A 13605-nucleotide genomic window follows, 5' to 3' on the forward strand; every position below is an offset into this window, starting at 1 on the left:
AATTTTCAGTTCTCATAAAAAGCAGAAATCTCGTACTGACTGGTACGAGATTTCTGCTTTTATCTGCTTCTTTGAAAAAGGTTGTATTCTGCTACTTTACAGTTAATTCATCAAGTAAAATTTTGACAACCACTTTCTTTACTTTTTCCGGCATGTTTACAAAACAGTTTGGCCGATGGACATCCCAGGGAAAATAAATGGCAAACATCCCCGCCGTAAGCGTATGATACACTTCATTGTCTAGTGTCTTATAAAAAATCGCATCACGCTGCGCCAAAAGGTCTTCTGTTACTTCACCAGCTGCAGTAAGCGGCGCCGTACCAATTACCTCCTGCCCAGTAAAAATATACTGAATGTCAATATATTTTTGATGAGCTTCTGGTCTTCTAACCGTTTTTGCTTCTGTTTCGTATTCCGAGACCATGGCATAGATTTTGTCACCGTCAATTTCCTGACGACCTAAAATAACTTGGGAAAAATCGGTATCCAATAAGTACTGCAACCCTTTTTGCAAAGCTTTCGGATAAAATTGAATTTCCTGCGCTACATTCGCTAAAACACCAGTAATCATAGTCCCCACTCCTTGTTTATTCAATTCATAAAGGTGCCGCCATTAATATTAATTGTTTCCCCAGTAATGAAATCCGACATGGACGATGCTAAAAAGAGTACTGTATCGGCCACATTTTGCGGCGTTCCCAATTTTCCTAGCGGAATTCTGGCAAGCACCTGACCGCGATATTCCTCCGTCCATTGCTGACTCATATCAGTTTCAATCGGCCCAGGGCAAACTCCATTAACATAAATATTATGCTTAGCCATCTCTAAGGCTAAATGCTGTGTCAAATAATTTACACCAGCTTTAGAAGCACCGTAAGAAGGCGACGCATTGCGATGCGGCGTTTTCGCCGTTGTTGATGATATATTGATAATTTTACCGCTTTGCTGCGCAATCATAGCTGGCAGGACCGTTTTACAGCAATATAAAGTCCCGTTTAAATTCACATCCATGACTTGCTGCCATTCAGCAATATCCATTTCGAGTGTAGGAACCCGCCGATTAATCCCGGCATTATTCACTAAAATATCGATGCGTCCAAACTGTATTTGCGCTATGCTGGCAATTCGTTCTGCTACAACATATTCGGACACATCGCCTACGACAACGATACACTTTTGCCCCTGTCTTTCGATTTCCTGTGCCAGCTCCTGCAGCATAGCCGTCTGATTGCCATTGATAACGAGTGAAGCGCCTTCCCTTGCTAAAGTAAGGGCGATCGCTCGACCAATTCCCCGTGTAGCTCCTGTTACAATAGCCGCTTTTCCTTGTAAAAGCATAATTTACCTACCGCCTTTTCTAAAGCTATCCAGAAAGGAAGAAACTAGGAGATTTTACTAACCTACCTAGTTTCTTTTTCCAGCTTTTTATTCTTTGACCCATGCTTCCGTGACAGAAACATATTTAATGGCTTGACGGAAATAGGTAAAAGTCACGTGAATTCTTTGATCCGGTGTCTGTTTTATAGAGGGATAAGAATACTCGCGATTCAGCTTTTCCCGTGAATTATTCGTCATGCAATAGCCATCGCCCACTTCAATATTTTTCTGATAAGGCCAGGTTTTGCCATGATCTTCTGAGATAGCAATTGTCATAGGCGCGCGCGGCGTTCCCCAAAACGCTTTCTTTTCATTGGGGTTTTCTACCGGAGCAGCTGCCGCTGCCGGTTCTGTTGCTACGGCTTCCTCGTCATCTTCAATCTCATCATATAAAGAAGCGCGTCTTTCCGTCGAAGCCTCGGCACTGATATGATTATATACGAGAGCAAGATGACCGTTCGCCAAAACAGTAAACTGAATCGAAGAATTATTATTGGGCAATTCTGTAGCGACTGGTTCACTCCAGGTTCGGCCATGATCAGTCGAACGACTGGCATAAATGAAGTCAGCCCAGCGGCTTCTAAATAAAGCAAGCAGCGTACCGTCCTGAAGTTTCTCCACATTCATGTGGACACAGCCAGTGCTGCTTGGAACCTCATACTCGGTCCAGGTTTTCCCTTGATCCGCCGAGATTTTCACCGCACTCGTATCGTAATCGCCAACCCATTTTACCCCAGGTTGTACGTGGCAGTAGAAAACGGGAATGAGCCATTCGCCATTTTCCAATACTACGATGGGCTGGCGGATAAAGGTCCCCGGCGTACCAAATAAGGTTTCAATGGGTCCCCAAGTATAGCCGTGATCTTGCGAGATACGGCAGCGAACAATCGCCGTATCTTGGTTACCTGACTTCTGCGCCGTATATAACAGCCACAAGTCACCATTAGGAGCCGTAAACAAAACAGGGTTCTGTTCTGACCGCCCAGCATCGTCAGAAAGTTTTACAGGCTCCGTCCATACTGACTCGCCTTGATTCAGTCGCGACATATAAATTGAAATATCGGCAATGCCTTCCTGCGTTCCGCCAAACCAGACGCAAAGTAAGTCGCCATTTGGCAAAGGCATAATATTTGACGCATGATTTTGCGGACAATTCGATGGTATATAAGCGTCAATCCGATCACTTGTTTGATCGGGATAAAGTTTCCCGTCTTTATCTTCTACTGTATTCAAAGAAATCACTCCTAACTTCTAAATTATGCTTGAACTTCCTTGGATTCATTCTTGCCGCCGCCAAACAGCTTATCAAGCACCATAACAATGGCTGGCGTAATCAAAGCGATGTACATATTATCAACCCCATAAGGATCGCCCATCATGTACCAGCCACTTGTAGCGACTGCTGCGATTCCCATCCCCAGGTTAGCGCCGCGCGTGCTATTAAAGAAGGGCAGATAGAAGGCGAGCATAGCCACTACGGAAATGGAAAGACGAATTGCTCTGGTAAAGAAGGACAGTTTTAAAATTTCGGGCACAAAGAATACGAAAATGAGCGGAATAAAACCGATAATAACAGAGATAATTTTGGTAACTTTAAATTCTTTTTCCGGACTTGGTTTGTAAATGGGTACATAAAAGTCTTTTACGGCCAAAGAGGCAATCGCCAAAGCAACTGTACTTACGGAAACGAAAACAGACGCCACCAGCGAAGTTGCTACAAGACCGGCTAGATAAGGACTCATATACTGCATGAAAATAGGCAGAGCATAGAGAGCTTTCATATCAGGGAATAAAAACTTAGCAGAAACACCAATCAAAGCCAGTAAAATACCGAGGGGCAAAGAGAAAGCAGCCGCATAGAGAGCTGATTTTCTCGCTTCATTGGCATTTTTACTTGATGAAGTAGCTTGAATAACAAATTGTGTGGAAAAAATCGCGCCCACAGTACCAATAATCCAGGCAAATATAGTTGTGGCGCCGATTTTCCCATCCCAGGTGAAGTAATAACTCGGCATTTTCTCCATCATCGGGCTAATCCCGCCAGTCATAGTTAAAGCCACACCAAGAATAATGATAATACCGACATATTTAAGGAAGCTGTGTAGAATCGTAACCCAGGCAACGCCTTTCATCCCGCCAAAGACAAAGTAGAACGTACTCACTACTGCAATAATCAGCATAGCTGTCGGCAAGTGAACCTTCAGCACCGTCGATAAAGCTGCAGCGCCACTGATATAGTTCCCAACATTCACAAGGAGCAAAGCGTACATCATGATTAAGGAAACCATATATTTCGTAGATTTCCCGTACTTTTGCGCAATAGCGCCGGAAATAGTAATTTCTCCCGAGCCGTAGAGCCGCTTTGCCATAAAGAAAGCATAGAGGAAATAACCAATGGCCGCGCCAATAACCGACCAAGAAGCAGCCATACCATATTTGAAAGCCGACTCCGCCGTTCCTACCGTAGATTTGGCGCCAATAAATTCGGACATGAGCAAAATACCTACAACAATTGCCGGCATAGACCGAGCTGCCGTCATAAACTGGTCACTGTCTTTACTACGAAGTTTCACTGTCAACCATGATGTAAACAAGATATAGGCAATAATCATGGCTACGATAATCGCTGTATCGGCATAACTAAATTCTTTCATGAACACCACTCATTTCTCTATAAATTTTTACTACTTAATTTTCTTTGAGCTATCAATTATTTCGTTCATTTTGGAATAGTCAGTTTTTTCACTTCATAGGGTCAGACAAACCATGCGGCGTTTGTCTGATCCTTCACTAAAAGAGTTTTTGATAGATTTCCTTGATCGCTTCTTTACCAAGAACTTTAGGATGATTGTTGAGAAGACGGGTCACTTTGAGCGCGGCTTCAGCCATAAAATCAATATCCTTAGCCGTAATGCCTTTTTCGTCCCAGTTCACCGAAAGCTCTAGATCATGATTTAGTGAGTACAAGTTCTCAATCATTTTTTCCGCGGCTTCCCGACTGGACAGACCGGCTACAGGAAGTTCCATGGCCTGTGCAATATCTTTGAACTTTTCTTCCGCTGCATCAATTGTCACGTTCATTACATGCGGCAACAATACCGCGTTAGAAAGACCATGGGGAATCCGATATTTTCCGCCTAAAGGATAAGCCAAAGCATGAACAGCCGTTGTGCTCGATGTAGCAATACAAATTCCGGCAAGCATAGCTCCTAGCAGCATATCATGACGGGCTGATACATTGTCGCCATCGCGATAAGCGGTGCGCAGACTCCGTGAAATCAACTGAATCGCTTTTAGGGCATAGGTATCACTGAAGGGATTCGCTTTCTTAGAAATATAACATTCCATAGCATGAGCTAGTGCGTCCATTCCCGTTGCCGCGGTGATCGCTTTTGGCAATTTCAGCGTCAAAGTCGGATCAAGAATCACATAAGCCGCCATCATTTTAGGACTGACAATGCCTACTTTCAGCTCTTCTTCCGGTACAAGCACAATGGCATTATACGTCACTTCTGATCCAGTTCCAGCGGTGGTAGGAATCATCACTGTAGGGATTCCTTGTTTCGTAATAACAGCGCCTCTTACTAATTCCGGCAAAGTCACGTCATTGGTTAACAGTACAGCCACTAGTTTTGCCACATCCATGGAACTACCGCCGCCAATACCAACAATCATTTCACAATCAGACGCCTTGGCTTCAGCAACAATTTCCTCAACCTGCTGCACCGTTGGCTCTGGCGGTGTCGTATTAATCATGGCTACTACAGCGCCAGCCGCTTCCATCACTGCTTTCGGTTTATCAATTAAGCCAGCATGAAACACGCCCTGATCCGTAATGATCAATACTTTTTTTACAGTTTCTTCTTTGATGATTTCAGCCAGACTTTCCACACTATTGAGTCCTGCTGTAATTTTCCCGGCATTAAATAGCGTATATTGCCCTTCAAAATCCATTTTTCTACCTCCCCTGTTTATTTATATAGTTCAAAAACTTTGCGTAGTTCAGCATCAATTTCCGGATTGCAGCAATTCGACGGTTCCCGCGCCGGTCCTACCGGATAACCAAGCAGATTTACTGCCCGTTTTACTACTGAATTGGGATTCCCCAACTGCATAACATTGCGGAAAGGTCTGATTTTCTTTTGCGCTTCATTGGCTTCGGCAATTTTTCCTTCAGCCCATAATTTATAGATGCTTACCATCAATTCGGGAAATACATTAGAGCATCCCGAAATAGCGCCTGTACCACCAGCCATTAAAGTCCATAAAATGAGCGAATCGCTTCCGGCTAAAACACTCAGGCGTGGATCCGTGTTCTCAATATACTTTAAGGTGTTGTCAAAATTACCGCTGCTATCTTTAATTCCAATAATATTTTGATACTGGGCCAAACGTTTTACTGTGGCGGGAGCAATGCTATTGCCCGTACGAGCCGGGATATTATAGAGCAAAATCGGTAAATCTACCGCCTCAGCAACCGTACTAAAGTGACGATATAGATCCTCTTGCGACGCTGCTGTAAAGTAAGGTGAAATAATCGAAAGAACATCAACACCTAAATCTTTAGCAATCTTAGAGAGCTCCACACTTTCTTTCGTCGTAATGCAGCCTGTTCCCGCATAAACCGGAACACGGCCATTGACTTCTTCTACAGTTACTTTAATAATCTCGATTTTTTCTTCTTGCGATAAAGCATAGAATTCACCATTTGTTCCCAAAGCAAAAATCCCACTGACGCCAGCATCAATTAAACGATTGATCTGATTTTTTAATTCCTTAGGATTAAATTTTTCATCTTCCGTTAAGGGTGTAAGAATCGGCGTAATAATTCCTTGCGGTTTCAACATATATTTCATCCTTCTTTCTTATTTATCCAAGTTTATGGGCAAACTTTACTTTCGCCATTTGAGCTCCTAACACGAGTGCTTCGGTCATACTGCGGCTGTCAGCTACCCCCTGACCGGCAATGGCAAAAGCCGTTCCATGATCCACTGAAGTTCTAATACAAGGCAATCCTACCGTAACATTCACGCCTGTTTCAAAGCCAAGTACTTTAATGGGTATATGACCTTGATCATGATACATAACCACCACAATATCGAAGTCTTTTTTGATAGCAGCCTGATAGAACACAGTATCTGGCGGCACAGGTCCCGTAACGTCCATCCCCTGACTTTTCGCCGCTTCAATCGCTGGCGTGATCTCTAAGATTTCTTCACGACCAAATAGACCATTTTCGCCAGAATGAGGATTAAGCCCAGCAACTGCAATCCGCGGTTTTTCAATTCCAAGCATTTTTACAGCTTCATCAGCAAGCTGAATGACGCGTAAGACTCGTCCTTTTTTCACAAGTTCAGGAACCTTAGAAAAGGCTACGTGAGTTGTTACATGAATTACTTTTAAGGGACCACCCACAAGCATCATGGAATAATTTTTCGTATGAGACAAAGCGCCTAAAATTTCAGTATGGCCAGGATAATGATACCCGCCGAGATTTAAGGCTTCTTTATTTAAAGGGGCTGTAACAATAGCCTGAATTTCCTCCTGCATAGCAGCAGCAACAGCTTTCTCGATATATTCATAGGCAGCCTTTCCTGCTCGACCATCTACCTGAGCAAAAGGCAAATCCGCCGGTAAATTATCAAGATCTACGATGTCAATCACGCCAAAATTCTGGCCGCCTTCTGTGGCCGCCGTAATGCTGCGACATTTTACATCAGAACCAATAATCTTTACAGCTCGCTCCATTATTTTTTTATCGCCAAAAACAACGGGTCTGGCCATGTCATAAAGACTTTTCTCTGCCAAGGCTTTTACAATAATCTCAGGACCGATTCCGGCCGCATCCCCCATGGTAATTCCAAGTATTGGTTTCATTGCATTTCCTCCCTGTACACGTTGTCGTAAAATTGCTTTTTTCGCTGCAACAAGCGAGTCTTGTTTACCAAAGGCTCCCGCTTTCGTTACTACAGGCAGTCCGCTGCAAGGACCGCCGACCAGTCTTCCTAAAGGAATTCCTACGGCAACTTCCTGTAGTATCTCAATCGCTTCGGCCTGTAGGGCCCGACATACATGAATCGCCGTATCGCCCCCAGTAAGCACCATACCCGATAGCGGCGCCTGCGCTAAAGTGGCAGCAATTTCACCTAAAGCTGCGGCAATCTCTTCACTCACTTGACAACCTGTCATTGCACGTTCTTGCCCAGCTTCAACAGCAGCTTTTACGTCTTCATCAGTAATGGCGCTAGCCAAAACGACGTCTTTATTCTCAGCTAAATACTGTTTGACTTTTTTAGCGCAGTCGGCAATTTCTGCTTTTCTAGAGCGCAAAAGATTTATCACATTTATTTGTATCAAATGAGTATTCTGTGAATTCAATAGACTTTGAATCTGCGTCTGAGTCACTTTACTTACACTACCAGCAATCGTCAAAACTGGACCGGATCGCTCTGAAAGTGCTATAATGCTACTTTTATGCCATTCATAAAAACTAGGCAATTGTTCCGCAAGTCCTGCAGATCCGACCCATAAAACCTGCTGGTATTTTCTCGCTACACTGGCAATGGACCGCAAATGCTGATCTTGGACAGCATCAAAAACAATCCATTTTTGTCCGGCCGCGAGACAAGTTTCTATGGCTTCACCAATTGCACTAGCACCTTTAATGACGTCAGACAAAGCAACAAAGCCAATGGACCTTTCCGCCTGCAATCGTAAGAGCTCAACAATTCGCGATTCTTTCACCGGACTTTTAGGCGCATGAGCAATTTCCGTTAATTCAATTGGCAGTTGATTCAATAAGTGATAACCGCCTACTGTAATACGATGATTTGCGGGAAAAGCGGGAGCAATCACCACAAGTTCCGGCTGAAGGACATCATCGGCTGCCATAATTTCCGCGCCAAGGTTGCCTCGCAAAGTAGAGTCCACTTTTTTATAGATCGTTTGCGCCTGGGCTTGCTGCAAAACGCGACAAGCTGTTTCCACTCTATTGTAGGCTTCCTGTGGCGTAATATCACGGCTGTCAGTATCAATAACGACTACATCGGCATTTTCGTTAAGTTCATTTTGACAGAGATTAATTTTGACAAAACTGCTCATTCCTTGCTTAACAAATTGTACTGCCGTATCGTTTGCTCCGGTTATGTCATCGGCAATTACGCCTATCTTAATCAAAATATCACCTGCTTTCTCCGCACTCATTAACATCTTTTGCAAGAATTATGCCAAAATTCAATATTGATTTTCCGCCATGTCTAACAACAAAGAAAGACGTTCAGGTTGCATTTCGCAACTAGAACGTCTTTCTTTGCAACTTAATTATTTTCAAAAGCCTTTAGCTTACGCCAAAGTGTTGACCGATGAATTCCTAACCTGGCAGCTGTCCGTTTCACATTATAGTTTTCTTCCATTAGCACACGCAGCAACGTATCTTCTTCTAAAACAGCTAAATTATCGCCAGTTATTCCTGAACTCTCACGCTGTTTTCCCGCAAGATCATCCCGTTCATCTTTATAGGCTTCTGCTACATCAGTTTGCAAAATAATCGAACCTTCTGCTAAGAGCATAGCCCGCTCCATTGTATTAGCTAGCTGACGAATATTGCCACGCCACTCACATGACACCAAATAAGCCAATGCTGCTTCTTCGATATCATGAATCGTAGGATTCACTGATTTGAGTTTTTGCAGCATTTGTTTGGCAAGGAGCGGAATATCAGCCGTTCGTTCCCGCAATGCTGGCATACGCAGCCGCAAAATATTCAAACGGTAGTAAAGATCTTCCCGAAATTCTTTTTTCTCAATCAAATTCGGTATGTGACGATTCGTCGCGGCAATGATCCGTACATCAATAGGACAAACGCTTTCACCGCCCAAGCGCATAACCGCTTTTTCTTGCAGTACTCGGAGCAATCTTGATTGCAATGACAAGGGCATTTCACCGATTTCATCCAAAAAGAGCGTCCCGCCATGAGCTAATTCAAACAAACCTTGGCGCCCACCGCGTTTCGCCCCAGTAAAAGCCCCTTCTTCATAGCCAAACAATTCACTTTCCAACAATGTTTCCGGCAAAGCGGCACAATTAACTGCAACAAACGGCCCCTCTTTGCGGCTACTGATATTGTGAATTCCTTGGGCCATCATCTCTTTACCTGTGCCAGATTCACCAGTAATCAGCAAAGTGGACTGAGTCAAAGCATACTTATAAGCCTTGCGCTTTAATTCAGAAAAGACACTAGAGCCGCCAATCATGTCCTCCATCTGAATATAGGCCACTAGGCCTTTTTTATGGAGACGCTTGCGAAGATTCTGCTCAATCTGTTGCAACTGCGTCACATTTTGAAAACTATAAATAGCGCCGATCTTTTCATCTTCCACCGTAATAGCATGATATTTAACCATAAAAGTTTTATCACCAATATGCTGTAAATCGCCATTCTTCTGATCTTTTTTTACGGATGCAAACTGAGGAATCACGTTTTTCAAGGGAAAACCAGTAAGCGCCTGTGAGGAAACTTGCAATAATTTTTCTGCTGTCGGATTTAAAATCGTAATCTCATCGTTTGTGTTTGTCGCAATAATTCCTTCGGCGGAAGTCGCTACGACAATCCGCAGAAGTTCAGCCTTCTCTCGTTCCTCCCGGCGGACTTTCGCCATAATCCTAGCTTCATTCAACGCTTTAAAAATTGCTTCTTTACCTGATTGAATTAAAATTCCTTGCAGCCCTTCGCGACTAGCAACCTTGGTAGAAATCGCATCACCAATAATCAGCTTGACCCCTTGCTCTTTAGCACGAATAATTTTCTCTTTGGCTTCTTCCTGACTATGCACAGGAAATTCCACAAAGGTACTTCCTAGCAAATCAGCCAAATCCTCCCAGCCATAAATTACATTTTCAAAGCCGGCAATGCCGATTTTCTCCGGATAAGAGCCTGCGCGCTTTAAAGCGCGCAATACATCGGTAATCGTAACTTGGATATACACAGTTGGTATATCCAGCTGACTTTCGATCAACTTGGCTGTACCGCCTCGGCTTACAACCACTTCAACCCCTTCAGCAACGGCCTCCTTTACCTGAGAAATGGATTCGTGCAAGTCGCCGGTAATAATGCGGATTAAATGAACGGAATCGGCAAATTGTTCCATGACTACAGCTTGCGCTAGTTCAGCCAAATCTTCAAATGGAGCTACCAGTAAAATTTTTTCTTTCATTTTCGCTTCCTCTTCATCTTAAAAATCGCACTTGATTCTTCTTGATTTTGATCATAGCACACTACGCTAAAAATCTCTATTTTTATTCTGTCGAGCGAAAGAGGAGAAAGAACATGGCAGCCAGAAGAAGGTAGAAAAATACCAAGGAGGATGATCTATGAAAACAGCCCAGCGCCTTACACAGCTAGGAACCGAAAATGCCTTTGAAGTTCTAAGTGAAGTGCAGCGACTGCAAGCCTCCGGCCAGACCATTCTCAGCTTTGCCATTGGAGAACCTGATTTCGATACACCTGATAATGTAAAACACGCCTGTATTCGCGCGATTTTGGAAAACCATACTCATTACAGTCCGTCGGCGGGACTGCCTGTCTTCCGCGAAGTAATTGCCGCTCATATTGCTAAGAGCCGAAAAATCACCGTAGATAAAGAAGAAGTCCTTGTAACCCCTGGCGGCAAACCCATTATTTATCATACTCTCCATGCCTTGATCAATCCCGGCGATGAAGTTTTGTATCCCAATCCCGGTTTTCCCATTTACGAATCAGTCATTCGCTTTCTTGGCGGCGTCCCGATTCCCATTCCACTATTAGAAGAAAAAAACTTTGCCCCTGACTTAGCAAAGCTTACGCAACTCATTACGCCTCGCACTAAAATGATCATTCTTAACAGCCCCCATAATCCTACTGGCGGTGTTCTCACCAAAGAAGATTTAACCGCAATTGCCGATCTGGCTCTCCGCCATAAACTTTGGATCTTATCTGATGAAATCTACAGCCGTATCATCTATGAAGGAAGCTTTCATAGTATCATTTCACTTCCTGGCCTAAAAGAACAAACGATTCTTTTAGATGGCTTTTCCAAGACCTATGCCATGACTGGCTGGCGTCTCGGCTATGGCATCATGCCGCGTCACTTAGTCAATGCGGTAGCCCAACTAATTACGAACTGCGAATCTTGTACCAATACCTTTATTCAACATGCCGGTATGGAAGCGTTAACCGGGTCACAGGATTTTGTCAAAAAAATGGTTGCTGAATTTAAAGTCCGCCGTGATCTAATCGTAAACGGACTCAACCAACTTCCCGGCGTTTCCTGTCAAGTTCCGTCTGGCGCCTTCTACGCCTTCCCCAATGTGACGAAAGCTTGTGAAAATCTAGGATTTTTCGATGCAAAAGAGTTGCAGCAATACCTCTTGCATAAAGCAGGCGTAGCTACTTTGCCACGAAGCGCTTTTGGACAAAAGAATTCAAACGAAACAGAGGAATATCTCCGGTTTTCCTATGCCACCTCCCAAACAACCATTCGCAAAGGACTTGAAAAACTGTCTAAAGCTTTACACGAAAGAGTTTAAAAATAAAACAAGCGGGCGTTTAACGCGCCGCTTGTTTTATTTTGCCAATTTGGCTTGTATCGGAATCGAGCGAAACAGCAATTTCAAACAGCCGATTCCAAGGAAAAGATACTTGCACCCGCTGCGGGTTTACCCAAGCAAAATGTTCTTTGGCAAAATCTTGTTCCTGCTGTGCTGCTTCCTTCGTTACAGACAAAAGATGGCGATCTAAAAACTGAATCGCCCGTTCATCATGAGCAAAGAAATAATCCATAAGCTCATCGCGAAGATTGGCCTGATAGGCCCATTCATCGAGATAGCGCACAGCTAGCAAATCTCGCCGCGCCGCTGACGTCATTGACGGAGCCATCATTCCCTGCCCTATAGCATAACCAACAGTATTGCTCGCCGTATTCCAACCTGCATAAGCAGTTAAAGCAGGTAGCAACTGATTCTTCTCCAAAGAAAGCATCAGAGCATTATCAGAACCATTGGCAAAGGCAATATCGGCTAAAGCTACCGGTTCCTTTTGTGCAACTCGCTGCTTCACTTCGTCAACAAATGCGCCCTTTTCTTCCGATAAAGCCAGACCGTTTTCCCCATCAGAAGCCTCTCTTGTATGTCCGTCTTCCGGCGTGTTTACTAAGAGTGCTAAGTCAGGATTTTGCGGCTGCGGCAGCACAATCCCGCCAGCAGCAACAACATGTCCGTCAATCGTAGCTCTGGCTGGCTGATCTTCATAAGCCGGAATCGTATTTCCGCCTACGCCTGGCGTATAAATCGTTTGTACAATAGGCAGCTTTCCTTCGCGATCATTGTAAGAACGCGCTACCAGCACCATAGCCAATTGATCGGCTCCTGGAAAAGATTGAAACTGACTGATCGAAAGATCTGTCGTTTTTTGTTTTAATAAACGCCATTCCCGATGCGATTGCGAAAAAGTGGCGCTGTCATCACGACCAACGATTAAGTAATCGATCGTGCCATCTCGCAATAAATCAACTAAATCTTCATTGACCATCATATTTTTTGTACGGCGATCTAGCCAGTCTCTCAGATATTCTGCCGGAACTGACCGAACAAGTTCTTGCAGGGTTTGTCGCTCTGGCCCTGATAGACCTCTGACAACTTCTTTATCTGATAAAGCAGTCAGCTTAAAAATTTGTCTCCCATACGTTTCGTAATAAGAGGGTTCGACACCGCCAAGGCTCACTTTTGGCGAACGCATTATCGTACTAAATACGTACACTCGTATGGCAGGATTCTGCTCTTTCAGTTTTGCGAAACGCTCGACCCTGCTGGCCAGCAGCGAGTAATCTAAATGGTGTACTCTCGAATCAACTAAGCCGCCATAAATCAATGAATCAGCGGCAATGACGGCATAATCAGCCTGCGACCAATTCTCTTCTAACCACTGCCATAATTTATCGGCTTGACCAAGCCTTCCTCTACTAGCTAACCATTCAGCTGGCGGGGTTAACACGGTAAAACCAGCCTTCTCGGCAGTATCAATTACATAATCGCGACAAACAGGACGATCATCAAGTGGAATAAACAGTAAAGCTGCCGCATGCGCAGCAGCCGGAGGGATAACCCATAAGAACATAAATAAGATCGAGATAAAAATCGCCGAATTTTTCATTACTTACTCTCCTTATTACAGTAAAGCCTGGACGATTCTCATAA

General features: G+C 44.0%; 10 protein-coding genes and 1 pseudogene. 1 reads left to right on the forward strand and 10 read right to left on the reverse strand.

The window, feature by feature from the left end; genetic code table 11:
• Nucleotides 1-91: 91 nt before the first annotated feature.
• From AC0MXB_RS12460 to AC0MXB_RS12500, 9 genes and pseudogenes are all read right to left on the reverse strand, one after another.
• The gene (locus AC0MXB_RS12460; RefSeq protein ID WP_474040008.1) at nucleotides 92-571 is read right to left on the reverse strand and encodes a NanQ anomerase/TabA/YiaL family protein; all 480 of its coding nucleotides are present in this window, start codon (nucleotides 569-571) and stop codon (nucleotides 92-94) included.
• A gap of 20 nt (nucleotides 572-591) precedes the next feature.
• A complete protein-coding gene (locus tag AC0MXB_RS12465) occupies nucleotides 592-1338 on the reverse strand; it encodes an SDR family NAD(P)-dependent oxidoreductase (RefSeq protein ID WP_474040009.1) in 747 nt (248 codons plus the stop codon).
• Nucleotides 1339-1425: 87 nt separating this feature from the next.
• Nucleotides 1426-2610 (reverse strand): sialidase family protein, encoded by a 1185-nt coding sequence (locus tag AC0MXB_RS12470; protein ID WP_474040010.1) that lies wholly within the window; start codon nucleotides 2608-2610, stop codon nucleotides 1426-1428.
• A 23-nt stretch (nucleotides 2611-2633) separates the two neighbouring features.
• Complete coding sequence (locus AC0MXB_RS12475; RefSeq protein ID WP_474040011.1) at nucleotides 2634-4031, reverse strand: sodium:solute symporter family protein; 1398 nt, start codon at nucleotides 4029-4031, stop codon at nucleotides 2634-2636.
• A 136-nt stretch (nucleotides 4032-4167) separates the two neighbouring features.
• Nucleotides 4168-5331, reverse strand: coding sequence for an iron-containing alcohol dehydrogenase (locus AC0MXB_RS12480; RefSeq protein WP_474040012.1), 1164 nt, complete (start codon nucleotides 5329-5331; stop codon nucleotides 4168-4170).
• A 17-nt stretch (nucleotides 5332-5348) separates the two neighbouring features.
• Nucleotides 5349-6224, reverse strand: a complete 876-nt coding sequence (dapA, locus tag AC0MXB_RS12485; RefSeq protein WP_474040014.1) for a 4-hydroxy-tetrahydrodipicolinate synthase — start codon at nucleotides 6222-6224, stop codon at nucleotides 5349-5351.
• A 22-nt stretch (nucleotides 6225-6246) separates the two neighbouring features.
• Nucleotides 6247-7254, reverse strand: coding sequence for a 4-hydroxythreonine-4-phosphate dehydrogenase PdxA (gene pdxA, locus AC0MXB_RS12490; protein ID WP_474040075.1), 1008 nt, complete (start codon nucleotides 7252-7254; stop codon nucleotides 6247-6249).
• 63 nt (nucleotides 7255-7317) lie between these two features.
• Nucleotides 7318-8586 (reverse strand): annotated as a pseudogene (locus AC0MXB_RS12495) (four-carbon acid sugar kinase family protein); the annotation flags it as partial.
• 107 nt (nucleotides 8587-8693) lie between these two features.
• Nucleotides 8694-10589, reverse strand: coding sequence for a sigma 54-interacting transcriptional regulator (locus AC0MXB_RS12500; protein ID WP_474040015.1), 1896 nt, complete (start codon nucleotides 10587-10589; stop codon nucleotides 8694-8696).
• Between the two features lie 157 nt (nucleotides 10590-10746).
• On the opposite strand from AC0MXB_RS12500, the gene AC0MXB_RS12505 reads away from it, so the two are divergent.
• The gene (locus AC0MXB_RS12505; protein ID WP_474040016.1) at nucleotides 10747-11940 is read left to right on the forward strand and encodes a pyridoxal phosphate-dependent aminotransferase; all 1194 of its coding nucleotides are present in this window, start codon (nucleotides 10747-10749) and stop codon (nucleotides 11938-11940) included.
• A gap of 19 nt (nucleotides 11941-11959) precedes the next feature.
• Here the strand turns inward: AC0MXB_RS12505 and AC0MXB_RS12510 are convergent, their stop codons facing one another.
• Entirely contained in the window at nucleotides 11960-13561 is a 1602-nt protein-coding gene (locus AC0MXB_RS12510; protein WP_474040017.1) for a DUF4127 family protein, read from the reverse strand.
• Between the last annotated feature and the right edge of the window lie 44 nt (nucleotides 13562-13605).

The organism is Pelorhabdus sp. sgz311001, assembly GCF_055901755.1.